We start from the raw sequence: 16,355 nt of genomic DNA, 5'->3' as shown, positions 1-16,355 counted from the left end.
CGAGGCGGAGGCGCTAGGGTCGAGCGCGAGGAGGCCATCTTGTCCGACACCACCGACCCGCGCGTCGCGCTCAGCCGCCTGCGCGCCAGCATCGACAACATCGACGCCGCCCTCATCTATCTGCTCGCCGAGCGGTTCCGCAGCACCACTCAGGTCGGCCATCTCAAGGCCGAGCACGGCATGCCTGCCTCCGACCCGGCACGCGAGGAGCAGCAGATCGCCCGACTGCGCGCGCTCGCCGCCGACGCCGACCTCGACCCCGCCTTCGCCGAGAAGTGGTTCAACTTCGTGGTGGCCGAGGTCATCCGCCACCACACCGCCGCCGCCGACGCGCGCTGAGCGTTCCTCTCGGAAGATCCATCGCCTGGGGGATGAATCCCCCCGGGCTCGCCCCCTACGATGGACGCGAATCCTGCACGTCGCGCTCCGCACGCGCGCGCTCAGGAGCGCTTCGCCGGCGGAGCGCATGACCGACCTCGACGAGTAAGGCGCCGCATCATGAGCGACACCCCCGCGCAGCAGGGCAGCAACGGATCCTTCGACCAGCTCATCCAGAGCGGCGGCGAACACACCTATTTCACCGTCGGGTTCCGCGGATACGACCGACAAGAGGTCGACACCGCGCTCGCCGACCTGCAGGGCAAGCTGCAGCGCGCGACGGCTGATCTCGCCGCCGCCGCTGAGCGCCGTGACGCCGACGTCGAGGCGGCACGCGCGGAGGAGCGCGTAGAGGCCGACAAGGCGAAGGCGGACGCCGACAAGGTGAAGGCGGAGGCCGAGAAGGCGAAGGGTGCGAGCGCCAAGGCCGACGCCGACCGTGAGAAGGCCACCGCGAAGCTCAAGGCCGACCTCGCCGCTGCGGAGGCGCGCGCCGCCGATGCCGAGGCGCGGGTGACCGCGCTGACCACCGAGTTCGCCGAGGGCGGTCTCGAGCGCGACGGCGACGAGCCGCAGAGCCGGCAGCAGTTCGAGGCGGTGCTGCACGTCGCGGAGGAGCAGGCGAACCTGCTCATCCAGAACGCCGCGCAGCAGGCCGAGCGCCTGCTCGCCGCCGCCCGTGAGGAGATCACCGAGCGTCGTGCGACGCTCGACTCCGACACCGCCCGCATCCTCGCCCAGGCGCAGCACGACGCCGACCAGGTGCGCCTGAAGATCGACACCGAGTACACCGCGCACGAGGCCCGCATCGAGCGCGAGGCCGCGCACGCCGCGGAGAAGGTGACGCAGGCCGAGCAGGAGGCCGCGGCCATCCGCACCGAGGCCGAGAAGGGCGCTGCGGCGCTGCGCTCGATGGTCACCCGCGAGACCACCGAGCAGCGCGCCGACGCCGAGCGCGACGTGCGCGAGATGAACGCCCGCGTGCTCGAGTTCGAGGAGGCGCTCACCCGCCGTCAGGACGACGCCCAGCAGGAGTTCCTCGTGCTGCACAACCAGGCGGTCGCCCACGCTGAGCGCATCACCTCCGACGCCAACGAGCAGGTCGCCGCGTCGCTCGACCACGCGCAGCGCATCTCGGCGAAGGCCGATGACTACGAGAAGCTCATGCGCGCCCAGGCGTCGCAGATCGAGGCGGACAGCCAGCTCCGCGCCCGCGAGACCGTCGACAAGGCGAAGCTCAAGGCGCAGAAGATCGTCGACAGCGTGATCGGACACACCACGACGGTGCTGCGCGACGCCGAGGACCGCACGCGGCAGCTGCGCTGGCAGCAGCAGCAGCTCACCAGCTTCATGGCCGAGGTGCGCGAGCTCATCCGCCCCGAGACCGGTGTGATCTCCGAGGAGCCGGAGTTCGCGGCCGAGACGGAGTCGGCGACCGAGGAGGCCTCGACGACGGAGGAAGCCGTCGAGGGCGAGCACATCGAGTCCTGACGGCGCGCCAACGCCCCTGTCAGTCGCGACGTCGGCGTCGCACCAGATCGGATGCCGCGGCCACCAGGCCGATCGCCACGCCGGAGATCGCGATCCACATCCCGATACGGTGCACTCTCGCGCTGTCGTCGGCGAGCAGGTCGAGTCTGCCGGCGGCGATCATCACCATGACGCCGACGGCACAGGTCGCGATCGACAGGACGATGAGCGTGCGGCGGGCGCCGTCGGGGAGGATCACCTCTCGACGCTAATCGGCGACGCCGAGACGGTGCCGGGAGAATCCACAGCTCACGCCGTGGACGTCCTCGTGGTCCAGGTGCGCACCTTCGCCCGGATCGCGCGTGCCGGGCGCCAGGGGCCTGCGATCCACACCGCCACCGCACCGAGCACGCCGCCCGCGCACGTCCATGCCGCGACCGAGACCATGCCGTCGGTGACGACCGAGAACAGGGCCGCGGAGGCGGCATCCGAAATGCCCTGCGGAGCCAGTGCGGCGCTGACGATGGATGCCGCGACCGCGCGCCCGATGATGAGGATCAGCGTGCCGAGCGCGAGGGCGAGGCCGGCGACGACGGCCGCCCGGTGGCGGCGGCGGGCCAGCAGGATGCCCGCGACCAGGAGCACCGCGGCGGCGAACGGCAGCCACGCGCCGACGGCGACCGCGACCGCGTAGCCGGTCTGCGCGGTCGGCAGTGCATCGGCCTGGGCGATCGGGATGGTGCGCTGCACCGCCGGGATCTGCGCGGCGAACGGCACCTGCGAGTCGATGAGGTGCTGGCGGACCGCGGCGACGACGGGGCCGAGCTCGAGCCCGATGGTGCCGTCGGAGGCGACCGAGACGAGCGCGTTCGGGTCGCCCTGCATCGTCTTCACCAGCTGGGCGTGGGTGGTGCGCAACGCGGTCGAGAAGACGGTCGCGAACGCGTCGGATGCCACGAATCCCGCGACGTTCGTGCGCACGACCGACTCGAGGCCCTGCGCGGCGGGTCCCTTGAGGGCGTCGAGCGCCTGGGTTGCGAGAGGGCCGGTGCCGAGCGAGGTGATGCCGTCGATGACCTGGCCGGCGATCGCCGTGTAGTCCACGTGCTGGGCGATGACCGTCATCGTCGCGTCGGTGACGCTCTGCTGCACGGCGGGGTCGTGCGCGAGCGGGGCGTAGGCGGCGACGAACGCGTCGGTGTCGACGAGCTGCACCCGGGCCCAGCCCGTGATGATCGACAGCGGCGCGAGCACGAGCGCGATCGTGAGCACCAGCCCCGACGCGAACGACCGCCCCCAGGCGCGGGCGCGCGACGGGGACGGTCGTTCGTCGGTCATCGGTCAGCCCGCGAGCGCGCGCGCCTTGAGCGACTCGTACTCGGCTGCCGTGATCGTTCCGGCGTCGAGCAGCGCCTTCGCCTTCGCGATCTCATCGGCCGCGCTCGTTCCCGACACGGAGCGGATGTAGTCGTCGGCCGCCTCCTGCGCCTTCGTGGCCTGGGCGCGGCTGCGCTCGGCCATGCCCTGACCGCGCGCGATCAGGTAGACGAGGGCGGTCAGGAACGGCACGAAGATCAGGAAGAGGATCCACAGCGCCTTCCACCAGCCGTTGAGCGTGTGGTCGCGGAACAGGTCACCGATGATCGAGAACAGCGCCATCAGGTAGGCGACGAACACGAAGATCGACAGGAACCACCACAGGAGGCTCCCGAAGTTCGACAGGAAGTCCATGATTCTTACCCCTTTCGCCGGCGGGCACCGGCATCAACAGGTGCCCCCCGGCACCCGGTTTCAGTATGGCGGAAACCGGGTGCCGGCGTGGGGTTCGATCTGCGGCCCCCGACTGCTACGGCGACGTCGAGCGAGCGATCAGGACGGGTCGACCGCCGGTGTGCGCACTGCGGCGAACGTGGTGTGCCGGCGCAGGACGAAGCCGAGCCTCTCGTAGGCGGCGATCGCGCCCACGTTGGTCGCCGCCGCGTGCAGCAGCGCGCGGTCGCCGCGCTGCTGGATGTGGAACGCGACGTCGAGCACGAGCCGTGACGCGAGCCCCTGGCGACGATGGTCGGCATCGACCGACACCGCGCTGATCTCGGTCCAGCCGGACGGGTGCAGCCGCTCACCGGCCATGGCGATGAGGCGTCCGTCGCGGCGGATGCCGATGTAGCGTCCGAGCTCGTGGGTGCGGGGGAGGAAGGGTCCCGGCTGGTTGCGTTCGACGATCGCGAGCATCTCGGGCACGTCGTCGGCACCGAGCAGCACCGCTTCGGGCTCCGGGCGGGGCGAGAGGACGTCGGTCTCGACCAGCTGCACGCCCGACCCTCCGCCGAGCACCTCCCAGCCGTCCGGCAGTGCGTCGGGGGCGCCGTTGAGGCCGATCTCGGCCGACGGCCCGACCAGGCGGTGCAGTCGATCCCACACCCCGGGGTCGTTCCAGTCGCGCACCGCGACGAATGGCGCGACGTCGCCGGGATAGCGTCGCGCGAGATCGTCGCCGAGGGCGAATCGCGCGTGCGGGCCGGCCAGGGAGAACCATGCCGGGTTGTCGAGCACCTGCACGTCACGCGCGGACAGCCGCGGCGTCGGAGCCGCCGCGGCGGGGGAGGAGGTCGGGGGAAGGGAGCTCACGCGCTCATTCTCGGAAGCTCCCGCCCGGGCCTACAACCCGCACTGTCACCCGCCGCAACGTGCCTCACGCGCGGTCGGGACCGGAGGTCGCCTCGTGCGCCGTCGGAGTCGCCTTCGGCGCGGTGATCTCGAGGGCGACCTTCTTCTCGAGCACGTCGAGCGCCTCGTCGGAGAGCGAGATGAGCCCGTCGAGCTCCTCGCGCACCCGCTGGTAGGCGAGCTGGCGCTCGGCGGGCGTCGCGGCCTCGTCGACGGCGACCGTCAACAGCTGCTGCGCCGTGTGCAGGCGCTTGCGCTCTGCCTCGGTGAACCCGGAGTCGCGCAGGCGTCGTGCATCGCGCTCGGCGAGATCGAACGCGACCTCGTAGTCGGTGACGGCCTCGCGGTACTCGCGCAGCTCGTCCGCGGACACCTTGCGACCTTCGGCGGGCCGCAGCCGGTCGGCCTTCTTCCCGGCGCGCAGGAACGCGGCCGTGAGCGGCTGACGACCGTCGCTCATCGCGGGGTACGCGATCGCCTTCGAGACATCCAGCTCGTAGTCGAGCCACCGCCGGCGCACATCGTCGTGATCGGCGAACAGCTGGGCGAGCGGGGAGAGCGCGGCATCCTTCTGCGCGGGACGCGCCGAGCCGACGGCCTTCGGATCCTTCCGGGCGGCGATCTGCGCCGCCCGGATCTCGCCCTTCGTGCGCAGCACCTCGAGGCGTCGTTCGTGGCGCCGCCGGGCATTGCGCTCCCAGCCGCGGCCGGCCGCCGCGACCACCCCGAACAACGGGAACGCCAACCACCAGTAGTGCGCGGCGAAACCCCAGAACTGGTCCACGCCCTCATCGTAACCGCGCCCGCGCGCGGCCCGCGGGTCAGTGGATCAGCAGCGAAACGACGGTCGCGCCGCCGCCGACGAGCACGAGCGCGATGATCACGACCCACGCGACGATGCGCGTGCGGGTCGTGTAGGGGCGCTCGCCCAGGTCATCGGGTGAATCGCTCATCGCACGACCTCCGGCTCCGTCACGATCGCGCCGAACGCGGCCGGCAGCGTGCCGGTCGACAGTGCCCGCAGCTCGGGCACCGGCAGGGTGAACAGGCCCTGCACCTCGAGGGCGCTGGCCGAGCCGTCGGCGGGGGCGTCGGTCACGCCGATGCGCAGCACCGGGTAGCCGCGCCCCTCGCAGAGCCCGCGGAACTTGACGTCCTCCTCGCGGGGCACGGTCACGAGCACGCGGCCGGTCGACTCCGAGAACAGGGCGGATGCCGCATCCACCCCGTCGCGCTCGATGATCTCCGTCAGCCACACCCGCGCGCCGACGCCGAAGCGCAGCACGCCGTCGGTGAGGCTCTGCGCGAGCCCGCCCTCGGACAGGTCGTGGGCGCTGGAGACGAGACCCTGGTCGCCCGCTGCGCGCAGAAGCTCGGCGAGGCGCTTCTCGGCCGCGAGGTCCACCTTCGGCGGGCGGCCGCCGAGGTGTCCGTGCACCGTCTGCGCCCACTGCGAGCCGCTGAGCTCGGTGGAGGTGACCCCCAGCAGGTAGATGTTCTCGCCGGCGTCCTGCCAGCCCGACGGGATGCGCGCCGCGACGTCGTCGATGATGCCGAGCACGCCGACGACGGGGGTCGGGTGGATCGGGGTGTCGCCGGTCTGGTTGTAGAAGCTCACGTTGCCGCCGGTGACGGGGATGCCGAGCTCGAGGCAGCCGTCCGACAGGCCCTCGACGGCCCGTGAGAACTGCCACATGACCTCGGGGTTCTCGGGGCTGCCGAAGTTGAGGCAGTCGGTGACAGCCGTGGGCACGGCGCCGGTGACGGCGACGTTGCGGTAGGCCTCGGCGAGGGCGAGCTTCGCGCCCTCGTAGGGGTCGAGCTGGCAGAAGCGGCCGTTGCAGTCGGTCGCGATCGCGAACCCGAGACCCGACTGCTCGTCGACGCGAACCATGCCCGCGTCATCGGGGAACGAGAGGGCCGTGTTGCCGAGCACGTAGTAGTCGTACTGGTTCGTGACCCACGAGGCATCCGCGAGGTTCGGGCTCGAGACCAGCGCGGTGAACTGCGCACGCAGGGTGTCGGCGTCGGCGCTGCGCTCGAGGGCGGCGGCGGAATCGTCCTGCAGGGCGTCGATCCACGTCGGGTAGGCCACCGGACGCTCGTAGACCGGACCGTCGACCGCGACCGTCGAGGGGTCGACGTCGACGATCTTCTCGCCGTGCCAGAAGATCTCGAGACGACCGTCGCCGGTGACCTCGCCCAGCACGCTCGTCTCGACGTCCCACTTGCCGGTCACAGCCAGGAACTCGTCGAGCTTCTCGGGGCGCACGATCGCCATCATGCGCTCCTGGCTCTCGCTCATGAGGATCTCCTCGGGCGTGAGCGAGGGGTCGCGCAGCAGCACCTTCTCGAGGTCGACGCGCATGCCCGAGCCGCCGTTCGCGGCGAGCTCGCTCGTGGCGCACGAGATGCCGGCGGCGCCGAGGTCCTGGATCGCCTCGACCAGCTCGTCGCGGTAGAGCTCGAGGCAGCACTCGATGAGCACCTTCTCGGCGAACGGGTCGCCGACCTGCACGGCCGGGCGCTTGGTGGGGCCGCCGTCGGCGAACGTGTCGGACGCGAGGATGGATGCCCCGCCGATGCCATCGCCGCCGGTGCGGGCGCCGAACAGCACGACCTTGTTGCCGGGGCCGACCGCGTTCGCGAGCTTCAGGTCGTCGTGGCGCAGCACGCCCACGGCGAGCGCGTTGACGAGCGGGTTGCCCTGGTAGACCGCGTCGAACACGGTCTCACCGCCGATGTTCGGCAGGCCCAGGCAGTTGCCGTAGAACGAGATGCCGCTGACGACGCCGTGCACGACGCGGGCAGTGTCGGGGTGATCGATCGCACCGAAGCGCAGCTGGTCCATGACGGCCACCGGGCGCGCGCCCATCGAGATGATGTCGCGCACGATGCCGCCGACGCCGGTCGCGGCGCCCTGGAACGGCTCGATGTAGCTCGGGTGGTTGTGCGACTCGACCTTGAAGGTCACCGCCCAGCCCTCGCCGATGTCGACGACGCCCGCGTTCTGGCCCATGCCGACCATGAGGCGCTCGCGCATCTCGTCGCTGACCTTCTGGCCGAACTGGCGCAGGTAGATCTTGCTCGACTTGTAGGAGCAGTGCTCGCTCCACATGACCGAGTACATCGCCAGCTCGCCGCTGGTGGGACGGCGGCCGAGGATCTCGCGGATCTGCGCATACTCGTCGGGCTTGAGACCGAGCGCCGCGTACGGCTGCTCCTTCTCGGGGGTGGCTTCGGCGTCGGCGACGGTGTCGGCGATCTTGCCGAGGGGAGCGGCGGGGGTGCTCACGCGGCTGGTCTCCAAGAATCGAGGGCTGCCGGGGATGCGGCAAGTCTAGCCGGGGCGCGCGCCGGCGCACCCGTGCCGGACGCGCGTGAGGATCGGGCGCGCGGGCGCATGGGATCCGTGAGGGGCGGGGGATGCGGCATCCCGTCGCCCCTAGACCGGAGTCATGACACTCACCTCCCTGTTGCCCACCCTGCGCGACTCTCTGCCGGCGCCCCTCGCGGGCGACGCCTGGCCCGCCCGCACCCACGCGACCACGCGCGACGTCGTGATCGCCGGCGTCTCGGTGCTGCGCTACGCGGAGCTGTGCGGCACCCCGTGCGTGACGACGGCGCCCGCGATCGTGCCGCTGTCGGGCGGCGTCCCCTCGGCGACAGCGTCGACGAGCGTGCTCGTGGCGGCGGTCACCGGTTGCGACGACGGGATGCTGCGCCTCGACGCCCGTCTCGACGAGCTCGCGCCGTGCTGGGCCGAGGCCCGACTGCTCGGGCGCATCTCGCACGCCGCGGAGCGCCGGTGGCGGCTGGGTGCCTGCACCGTGGTGCTGCCCGCCGACCTCGGTGTCGGCGATGTCGTCGCGCTGCCGTGCCCGGGCGCCGTCGGGCTCGGCGACATCCGTCCGCGGTGAGCCTGCTCATGACGGTGCTGCGGGCGCGGCGGTGCGAGCAGCGGCGACAGAGCGCTGACAGACGAACGGGATGCCGCGGCATCCGCTCAGTAGACGACCTGCACCGAACGCGTCTGGTCGTTCATGACCGCGCCGACGTAGCTGCTCGATGACGCGAAACCGACGCTCGACCCGGTGAACGACGTGTTCTGCCACACCTTGACCCGGCAGCTCGAGAAGCCCTGGAACGAGCTCACCCTGCCGTACCAGCCGACGCCGATGTCGGCGACGCCGCGCACGCCGACCGCCGACGAGCAGCCAGATGATCCCCACACCTCGTAGTACGCGCCGCCGTAGTCGGCGTTGTCGTAGAGCCGCGCGAGCAGGTAGCTGACCGTCGTCGCACGACCCGCGTCGGTCTCGTCGCCGTCGACGATCGTGTAGCCGGTCTGCGCGGTCACTGCGGCGTGGAGGTCATCGCCCGCGGGGGCGCAGATCGTGAGCCCGGTCTCGAGGAAGACGCCGCAGTTCTCGCCGCCCCCGGCATCCGCCCGGGCCGGCGTCGCCGAACTGACTACGAGCGCGGCACCGATCAGCACACCCACCAGCTCTGCGACATGACGCCGCGCGAAACGTTCCCCCATCATCTCCCCCTGATGATCGGCCCTTGCGAGGGCTCCCCGAGCCGATCGTGGCGCACGGGCGCCTGCCGGGTCAAACCCGCGCGCAGCGGGCATCCTGGTGCGGAGGCCGTCGTGCGGGAGCCGCGAAAAAAAGTCCAGAAGAATCTGAGACGAATCCGAGGCGACGGGCATTACCAGGTATGACGGCTGAGCTGAGCGCGACGGAGACCGATGTCTCCGACGACCGCGCGCTGCTCGCGGCCGTCTCCACGGGCGACTCCCGCGCGTTCGGCGCGCTGTACGACCGTCATGTCGCCACCGTCTACCGGTTCGCCGCGAGCCTCGGCCTCGACCCCCACGCCGCGGAGGACGTCACCCAGGACGTCTTCGTGGTCGCGTTCGAGAAGGCCCAGGCGATCCACCTGGTCGGCGGCTCCACGCTGCCGTGGCTGCTCGTCACGTGCCGCAACGTCTCCCGCTCGCACATCCGCAAGCGCGTGCGGGACCAGCAGCGATCGACCGATCTCGACGACACCGTGGCCACCCGCGCCCTCGGACCCGCCGAAGAGATCGAGCGGCGCCTGCTCTCCGACGCCATCGCCTCCGCGATCTCGGCCCTCTCGTTCGACGACCAGTGCCTGTTCGACCTGTGCATCGAATACGGGTTCAGCTACGCGCAGGCCGCCGAGGCCTTCGACGTGTCCCACGGCGTCATCCGCAATCGGCTGTCCCGTATCCGTGCGCGCCTGCGGGCGGCGCTCACGCCCGGCGAAGAGGAGGGGTCGACATCATGCTCTTCAGCTTCCCCCGACCGACGAGCAGATCGCGCGCATGCGTCGCGAGGTGCTCACGACCATCGCCGTGCGTCGCACGCGTCGCCGCCGCCGATTCTGGTGGGTCGCGGGTGCGACGGCCCTCGTGCTCGCCGCCTCGACGGCGGGCGTCGCGGCCCTGTTCGCCTCGGTCGACGACCGCAACGTGACGTTCGACTGCTACACGAGCACCGATCTGACGTCGAACCACAGCACGTCCACGTCGGTCGAGACCGACCGTGACAAGAACACCGAACTGTCGATGGCCGACCGTGTCGCGACCGCTCTCGCCGTGTGCGAGGCGAGCTATACGGCCGTGCGCACGGGCGAGGACGCGCCGGCGGGGCCGTACGTGCCCAACCCGACGGCCTGCGTGCTGTCGGACCGACGGATCGCCGTACTTCCGAACGCGGCCGGCAAGGACGATGCGTCGTTCTGCGTCGCGCTCGGACTCACAGCCCCCGGGCGGTAGCCCGGGGGTGGGGCGGAGTACCCGACGCGATGGTTCTTGGGGGCGCGTCGGGTGCTACCGCCGTCGTGAACGGATGCCGCGGCATCCGTTGTGCGCCATCGGACCACGTGCTGTGATGTTGCTATGAGGGAGTCGACGATGACCGCTCGATCGTGGGTCGTTGCCGGGGCGCTGCTGGTGATCGGTGCGCTCTGGACCTCGCAGACGGCGATTCCGCGTGGTGGCACCCCGCCGATCGCGCCCGCGCTCACGGCGGCGGCGTACGCGCTCTTCGCGGTGGGCTTCACCCGGGCGGCGAGCGTCACCGGCCGGCGCCCGCTCGGCACGGTCGCCCTGCTCGCACTCAGCGCGCTGGTGCTCGTGCAGGGGTACATCGACCCGACTCCGGCGAACGAGGCACTGACCGTGGCCGGCGGCGCGGAGATCGCGCTCTACAGTCTCGCGCTGCTGGTGCTCATGCTGGGTGCCGCGATCGTCGCCGCGGTCGAGATCGCCCGGGTCGATGTCGTCCCGCGCCCGTGGCGCTGGGTTCCGCTCGGGGGCGCCGTGGCGTTCGCCGTGATGCAGGCGGTGGTGTGGGTGATGCCCGCGCCGCTGACCGAGGCGTGGATGACCGTGGTCGGCGTCGTCTCGGGAGTCGTGTGGCTCGGCGTGCCGCTGCTCCTCGGCTTCGTGGCGATCTTCCTCGGTGTGGAGCGCGCCGCCGATCGCGCGCGGGCGTGATCGGGGCTTGACGCTGTTCGGCGCGCGTCGTAACCTACAACCAAATGGTTGTATTTACTGAACTCGCCGACGCCGACGTGGACCGCATCTTCCGGGCCCTCGCCGACGCCACGCGCCGCGACATCCTGCAGCGCACCCTCACGGGTGAGCAGACCGTCTCGGCGCTCGCCGCGGCCTACGACATGAGCTTCGCCGCCGTGCAGAAGCACGTCGCCGTGCTCGAGGCCGCCCACCTCGTCGTCAAACGTGCGGAAGGGAGGGAGCGACTCGTGCGCGCCGATCCCGACACCATCGCGCGGGCACGGTGCCTGCTGGCCGAGTACGAGCGCGTCTGGCGCTCGCGCATCGACCGGCTCGACGCTCTGCTCGCCGAAGACGACACCCCCGCCTGATCCCCCCGAAGGACGCCGCGCCGCGGCATCCGCCCCGAAAAGAGGAGCTCGCCATGCCCGTCACCTCCGTCACCGTCGACCCTGAGGCCCTCACCCTCACCCTCATCGCCGACGTCGCCGCCACCCCCGAGCGGCTCTGGCGCGCGTTCACCGAACCCGCCCAGCTCGAGCGCTTCTGGGGCCCGCCCGGATGGCCGGCCTCGTTCACCCGCTTCGACTTCACGGTCGGCGGCATCGCGAGCTACCACATGACCGGCCCGCGCGGAGAGCTCGCGCACGCCCGGTGGGAGTTCCTCGTCATCGACGCCCCGCACCGCTTCGAGGTGCTCGACACCTTCGCCGACGAGAACGGCGACAGCGTGCCCGACATGCCCGGTATGCGGGCGACGTTCGCCGTCGAGCCCACCCCGACCGGCGCACGCCTGGTCAGCGTCTCCCACTTCGTCTCGGTCGAGGCGCTCGAGCAGATGCTCGCGATGGGCATGCGCGAAGGCTTCACCATGGCGATCAGCCAGCTCGACGCGGTGCTGCGCGACCTGCGAGACTACGCCCTCGGCGCCGGCACCCAGGTCGAGGTTCTCGACGACACCCACGTGCGCATCACCCGACTCATCGAAGGCCCCCGTGAGCTGGTGTGGCGCGCGCACCACGAGCCAGAGCTGCTCAAGACCTGGCTGCTCGGCCCCGACGGGTGGGAGATGACGATCGCCGAACCCGGGCTCGCCGCGGGCGACACCTACCGCTACGCGTGGGCGCCCGTCGAGGGCGGCGAGGGCCAGGCGTTCGGGTTCGAGGGCGACACGCTCGTCGTCGACGCCCCGCGCCGCGTCGTGACCACCGAGCGCATGACCGGCATGCCCGGGCCGTCGACCCTCAACGACCTGACTCTCTACGAAGAGGACGGCGTCACCCTTCTCACGCTGCTTATCGAATACCCGGATGCCGCGACCCGCGACATGATCCTCGGCACCGGCATGACCGAGGGCATGGAGCGCAGCTACCAGCGGCTCGACGCGCTCGCCGCCGTCTGACGGCGCGCCGCGTGGTGCCGGGCGCTAGTCGCCCGGCACCAGGCGGTAGCCCATGCCCTGCTCGGTGAGAAGGTGCACCGGGTGGGCGGGGTCGGCCTCGAGCTTCTTGCGCAGCTGCGACATGTAGAGGCGCAGATACCCGGTGTCGGCGATCTGCTCGCTCGCCCAGATCTCCTTCAAGAGCGTCTGCCGGGTGACCAGCGCGTCGGGGTTGCGGGCGAGGAACTCCAGCATCCGCCACTCGGTCGGCGTCAGATGCACGCGCGCGCCCGCCCGCGTCACCGACTTGGCGGCGAGGTCGATCGTCACGTCGGCGAAGCGCACCACCGGCTCGCCCGCGGCATCCGGTCGCCGACGCGCCAATGCGCGCAGCCGCGCCAGCAGCTCGTCGACCTGGAACGGCTTCGTGACGTAGTCGTCGGCGCCGGCGTCGAGCGCCTCCACCTTGTCGGCCGAGCCCGTGCGTCCCGAGACCACGATGATCGGCGCGGTCGTCCAGCCGCGCAGCGCCTCGATCACCTGCACGCCGTCGAGCCGCGGCATCCCGAGATCGAGCAGCACGATGTCGGGATGCGCCTGCGCGGCGAGCGTCACCGCCGCCGCCCCGTCGGGCGCGGCGATCACCTCGTAGCCGTGCGCCGACAGCGTGATGCGCAGCGCCCGCACGAGCTGCGGGTCGTCATCGGCCACCAGAACCTTCATCGCGCCCCCTGCGTCGTCGTCTCGGCGGCCGGCTGCACCGGCAGCTCCACGACCATCGTGAGCCCGCCGCCCGGGGTGTCCTCGGGGGTGAGCGTGCCGCCCATGCCCTCGGTGAACCCGCGGGAGATCGCGAGCCCGAGACCGAGGCCGGTCGTGTTGTCGGTGTCGCCCTGCCGCTGGAACGGCGCGAAGATGTCGTCGCGGCGGTCGGCCGGCACCCCGGGGCCGCGGTCGATCACCCGGATCTGCGCGAGCTCGCCCAGCCGGCTCGTCGTGACCACCACATGGGTTCCGGGTGCCGCGAAGCGGCGCGCGTTGGCGAGGAGGTTCACGAGCACCCGCTGCAGCAGCACCGGGTCGGCGACGAGAGGCGGCAGGTCGGGGTCGAGCGCCACCTCGACCTCGTCGGGGCCGTAGCCGAGCTCGTCGAGCGCCGCCAGCAGGGCGCCGGCGGCATCGACCGGCGCGAGCGACACCGCCAGCACCCCCGCCTGCACACGGCTCACATCGAGCAGGTCGGTCACGAGCATCGACAGGGTGCGCAGGCTCTCGTCCGCGGTCTCGAGCAGCTCGGCGCGGTCGGTCGGGCTCAGCCGCACATCGGCCGCCCGCAGCCCGCCGACGGCCGCGACCGCCGCCGCGAGAGGCCGGCGCAGGTCGTGGCTCACGGCCGACAGCAGCGCCGAGCGCACCTGGTCGGTCTCGGCGAGGGCGTCCGCCTCGCGTGCGGCCGCGGTCAGTTCGAGATGGTCGATCGCGGCGGCGAGCTGCGCGACGATCACATCGAGCAGCCGACGGGATGCCCCATCCGGCTCGTCGCCCGTCAGCTCCAGCGTGGCCCGCGGCGCGCCGCCCACCCGCGCCCCGACCGGGAGCCGCGTGCACGCGGCGTTCGCGGGCGCCGGCCCGTCGGCGACATCCTCGGCCAGCACTGTGCCGCCCTCGCCGACCAGCCGCACCGCGTGCAGCCCGAACGCCTCACGGGCGCGGCTGACGAGCGCCTCGACGGCACTGTCGCCGCGCAGCACGCTGCCCGCGATGGTGGCGAGCAGACGCGCCTCCGCCGTCGCGCGCTCGGCGACCCGGGCACGCCGGGCCGCCTGGTCGACGATGTAGCTCACCAGGATCGCGATGACGACGTAGAGGCCGAGGGCGAGCGCGTGCAGCGGATGGGCGATCGTGATCGTGAACAGCGGCTGCACGAACAGGTAGTCGAGCGTGAATCCCGACAGCACCGCGGCGAACAGTGCCGGCCAGATACCGCCGACGAGCGCGACGATCACGACGAGCAGCTGGTAGGCGAGCACGTCGGAGGTGATCGAGTCGTCGCTGCGGAACGAGAACAGCAGCCACGACAGCAGCGGCCCGCCGACGAGCGCGACGGCGAACCCGAGCAGGCGCCGCCCGCGGCTGAGCGCCCCGCCCCGCACGCGGGGGAGGCGCAGCTTCCCGCCCGCCGCCGAGTGGGTGACGATGTGCACGTCGATGTCGCCCGAATCGCGGATGACCGTCGCGCCGATGCCCGACCCGGTGAGTGCCGCGCTCATGCGGCTGCGGCGGCTGACGCCGATGACGAGCTGGCTCGCGTTCACGCTGCGCGCGAACTCCACCAGGGTGTGCGCGACGTCGTCGCCGACGAGCTGGTGATAGGTGCCGCCGAGCTGCTCGACGAGTGCGCGCTGGGTGGCGAGCGCCCCCGGCGTCGCCCCCCGCAGGCCGTCCTGGCTGAGCACGTGCACCGCCAGCAGCTCACCGCCCGCCGAACGGGCCGCGATGCGGGCGCCGCGACGGATGAGCGTCTCGCCCTCCGGCCCGCCCGTGAGCGCGACCACGACGCGCTCACGCGTCGTCCAGGTGCCGTCGATGTCGTGCTCGGCGCGGTACTGCTTGAGCGCGGAGTCGACCTCGTCGGCGAGCCACAGCAGCGCGAGCTCGCGCAGCGCCGTCAGGTTTCCCAGCCGGAAGTAGTTCGACAGCGCGGCATCCACCCGCTCCGCCGGGTAGACGAGACCGGCGGAGAGCCGGTCGCGCAACGACTGCGGGGCGAGGTCGACGACCTCGATCTGGTCGGCGCCCCGCACCACTGCATCGGGCACCGTCTCACGCTGCACGGTGCCGGTGATCTGCTCGATCACGTCGCTGAGCGAGGCGATGTGCTGCACGTTGACGGTCGTGATCACGTCGATGCCCGCGTCCCGCAGCTGCTCGACGTCCTCCCACCGTTTCGCATGCGCCGACCCGGGCGCGTTCGTGTGGGCGAGCTCGTCGATGAGGGCGACCGACGGATGCCGCGTGATCACCGCCTCGACGTCGAGCTCGTCGAGGCTCACCCCGCGGTGCCGGTCGCGTCGCAGCGGAACGACCTCGAGACCCCGGGTCAGCGCGGCCGTGGCCGCGCGCCCGTGCGTCTCGACGACGCCGACGACGACATCGGCGCCCTCGGCGGAGAGCCGGTGGCCCTCCTCGAGCATCGCGTAGGTCTTGCCCACGCCGGGGGCGGCCCCGAGCAGGACCCGCAGTCGCCCCCGTCGCATCGTCGTCCGTCCTTCGCCCGAGGTCTCAGTGCGAGAGCGCGTCGAGCGCCAGGTTGAGCTCGAGCACGTTCACCCGGGACTCGCCGAGGTACCCGAGGTCTCGCGGCTCGATCTTAGACGCGACCAGCTGCTGCACGACCTGTTCGCTGAGCCCCCGTTCGCGGGCGATCCGGGTCACCTGCAGGTCGGCGTAGGCCACCGAGATGTCGGAGTCGAGACCCGAGCCCGACGCGGTGATCGCGTCGGCGGGAACGAGCGACGGGTCGACGCCCTCGAACGCGGCGACGGCCGCCCGGCGCCCGGTGATCGCGTCGACGAGCTTCTGGTTGGTGGGGCCGAGGTTGGAGCCGCCCGAGGCCGTCGGGTCGTAGCCCGCGCCCGCCGCGGACGGCCGCGGCTGGAAGTACCGCGGCGAGGGGTTCCCCTCGGTGTCGAGGAACTGCTGGCCGATCAGGGCGCTTCCGACCGTCTGTCCCGACGAGTCGGTGACGAGCGACCCGTTCGCCTGCCACGGGAACACCAGCTGGCCGACCGCGGTCACCACGGCGGTGTAGCCGATGCCGAGGATCAGCGTGAAGACGAGCATCGCACGGACGGCGACGCCGAAGGTGCGCAGCGAGGTGCGCGAGAGCGTGGACATGTCTGTCTCTTT

The 16,355-nt window shown here is 71.8% G+C and carries 18 protein-coding genes and 1 pseudogene; 8 read left to right on the top strand and 11 right to left on the bottom strand.

Annotated elements, in window-relative coordinates:
- The first annotated feature begins 39 nt into the window (after positions 1 to 39).
- Both BGO15_RS01405 and BGO15_RS01400 read left to right on the top strand, forming a co-directional pair.
- Positions 40 to 339: a chorismate mutase gene (locus BGO15_RS01405; RefSeq protein ID WP_045247959.1), complete on the top strand. Its 300-nt coding sequence runs from the start codon at positions 40 to 42 to the stop codon at positions 337 to 339.
- 159 nt (positions 340 to 498) lie between these two features.
- The gene (locus tag BGO15_RS01400; protein ID WP_056519656.1) at positions 499 to 1,869 is read left to right on the top strand and encodes a coiled-coil domain-containing protein; all 1,371 of its coding nucleotides are present in this window, start codon (positions 499 to 501) and stop codon (positions 1,867 to 1,869) included.
- A gap of 19 nt (positions 1,870 to 1,888) precedes the next feature.
- On the opposite strand, the gene BGO15_RS01395 is transcribed toward BGO15_RS01400, so the two are convergent.
- The 7 genes from BGO15_RS01395 to purL all read right to left on the bottom strand — a co-directional run bounded on the left by BGO15_RS01395 (position 1,889) and on the right by purL (position 7,810).
- Positions 1,889 to 2,107 (bottom strand): hypothetical protein, encoded by a 219-nt coding sequence (locus BGO15_RS01395; protein ID WP_045247960.1) that lies wholly within the window; start codon positions 2,105 to 2,107, stop codon positions 1,889 to 1,891.
- A gap of 50 nt (positions 2,108 to 2,157) precedes the next feature.
- A complete protein-coding gene (locus tag BGO15_RS01390; RefSeq protein WP_056206198.1) occupies positions 2,158 to 3,186 on the bottom strand; it encodes a hypothetical protein in 1,029 nt (342 codons plus the stop codon).
- A 3-nt stretch (positions 3,187 to 3,189) separates the two neighbouring features.
- On the bottom strand, positions 3,190 to 3,579 hold the full coding sequence (locus tag BGO15_RS01385; RefSeq protein ID WP_045247961.1) for an SHOCT domain-containing protein: 390 nt from the start codon (positions 3,577 to 3,579) through the stop codon (positions 3,190 to 3,192).
- Between the two features lie 138 nt (positions 3,580 to 3,717).
- A complete protein-coding gene (locus BGO15_RS01380) occupies positions 3,718 to 4,476 on the bottom strand; it encodes a GNAT family N-acetyltransferase (protein ID WP_082482958.1) in 759 nt (252 codons plus the stop codon).
- Between the two features lie 64 nt (positions 4,477 to 4,540).
- A complete protein-coding gene (locus BGO15_RS01375) occupies positions 4,541 to 5,299 on the bottom strand; it encodes a hypothetical protein (RefSeq protein WP_056519659.1) in 759 nt (252 codons plus the stop codon).
- 37 nt (positions 5,300 to 5,336) lie between these two features.
- Positions 5,337 to 5,468: a hypothetical protein gene (locus BGO15_RS01370; RefSeq protein WP_048808975.1), complete on the bottom strand. Its 132-nt coding sequence runs from the start codon at positions 5,466 to 5,468 to the stop codon at positions 5,337 to 5,339.
- On the bottom strand, positions 5,465 to 7,810 hold the full coding sequence (gene purL, locus BGO15_RS01365; protein WP_045247963.1) for a phosphoribosylformylglycinamidine synthase subunit PurL: 2,346 nt from the start codon (positions 7,808 to 7,810) through the stop codon (positions 5,465 to 5,467). The genes BGO15_RS01370 and purL overlap by 4 nt, the downstream gene beginning before the upstream one ends.
- A 163-nt stretch (positions 7,811 to 7,973) precedes the next feature.
- Between purL and BGO15_RS01360 the strand changes: the two genes are divergently transcribed.
- Positions 7,974 to 8,435 carry a hypothetical protein gene (locus BGO15_RS01360; RefSeq protein ID WP_056206202.1) on the top strand — a complete coding sequence of 154 codons (462 nt, stop codon included), beginning with the start codon at positions 7,974 to 7,976 and terminating at the stop codon, positions 8,433 to 8,435.
- 86 nt (positions 8,436 to 8,521) lie between these two features.
- On the opposite strand, the gene BGO15_RS01355 is transcribed toward BGO15_RS01360, so the two are convergent.
- Positions 8,522 to 9,058 carry a hypothetical protein gene (locus BGO15_RS01355; RefSeq protein ID WP_162237863.1) on the bottom strand — a complete coding sequence of 179 codons (537 nt, stop codon included), beginning with the start codon at positions 9,056 to 9,058 and terminating at the stop codon, positions 8,522 to 8,524.
- A gap of 179 nt (positions 9,059 to 9,237) precedes the next feature.
- Between BGO15_RS01355 and BGO15_RS14775 the strand changes: the two are divergent.
- The 5 genes and pseudogenes from BGO15_RS14775 to BGO15_RS01330 all read left to right on the top strand — a co-directional run.
- Positions 9,238 to 9,738, top strand: a pseudogene (locus tag BGO15_RS14775) (RNA polymerase sigma factor); the annotation flags it as partial.
- 130 nt (positions 9,739 to 9,868) lie between these two features.
- Complete coding sequence (locus BGO15_RS01345; protein WP_286746750.1) at positions 9,869 to 10,321, top strand: hypothetical protein; 453 nt, start codon at positions 9,869 to 9,871, stop codon at positions 10,319 to 10,321.
- 138 nt (positions 10,322 to 10,459) lie between these two features.
- Positions 10,460 to 11,044 (top strand): hypothetical protein, encoded by a 585-nt coding sequence (locus tag BGO15_RS01340; RefSeq protein ID WP_056206211.1) that lies wholly within the window; start codon positions 10,460 to 10,462, stop codon positions 11,042 to 11,044.
- Positions 11,045 to 11,088: 44 nt separating this feature from the next.
- Complete coding sequence (locus tag BGO15_RS01335; RefSeq protein WP_056206212.1) at positions 11,089 to 11,436, top strand: ArsR/SmtB family transcription factor; 348 nt, start codon at positions 11,089 to 11,091, stop codon at positions 11,434 to 11,436.
- A gap of 53 nt (positions 11,437 to 11,489) precedes the next feature.
- Positions 11,490 to 12,467 carry an SRPBCC family protein gene (locus BGO15_RS01330; RefSeq protein ID WP_056206214.1) on the top strand — a complete coding sequence of 326 codons (978 nt, stop codon included), beginning with the start codon at positions 11,490 to 11,492 and terminating at the stop codon, positions 12,465 to 12,467.
- Positions 12,468 to 12,491: 24 nt separating this feature from the next.
- Here the strand turns inward: BGO15_RS01330 and BGO15_RS01325 are convergent, their stop codons facing one another.
- Genes BGO15_RS01325 through kdpC form a run of 3 tightly spaced genes read right to left on the bottom strand, consistent with a single transcriptional unit; the run spans position 12,492 to position 16,343 of the window.
- The gene (locus tag BGO15_RS01325) at positions 12,492 to 13,169 is read right to left on the bottom strand and encodes a response regulator (protein WP_056206216.1); all 678 of its coding nucleotides are present in this window, start codon (positions 13,167 to 13,169) and stop codon (positions 12,492 to 12,494) included.
- A complete protein-coding gene (locus tag BGO15_RS01320) occupies positions 13,166 to 15,703 on the bottom strand; it encodes an ATP-binding protein (RefSeq protein WP_045247971.1) in 2,538 nt (845 codons plus the stop codon). Before BGO15_RS01320 ends, BGO15_RS01325 begins: the two co-directional genes overlap by 4 nt.
- A 25-nt stretch (positions 15,704 to 15,728) precedes the next feature.
- Positions 15,729 to 16,343, bottom strand: coding sequence for a K(+)-transporting ATPase subunit C (gene kdpC / locus BGO15_RS01315; RefSeq protein WP_056206218.1), 615 nt, complete (start codon positions 16,341 to 16,343; stop codon positions 15,729 to 15,731).
- Positions 16,344 to 16,355: the final 12 nt, after the last annotated feature.

This window comes from Microbacterium sp. 71-23, from assembly GCF_001897265.1.
GTDB lineage: Bacteria > Actinomycetota > Actinomycetes > Actinomycetales > Microbacteriaceae > Microbacterium > Microbacterium ginsengisoli.
Note: the sequence above shows the minus strand (reverse complement) of the source record. Positions and strands in the feature narration are given on the sequence as shown.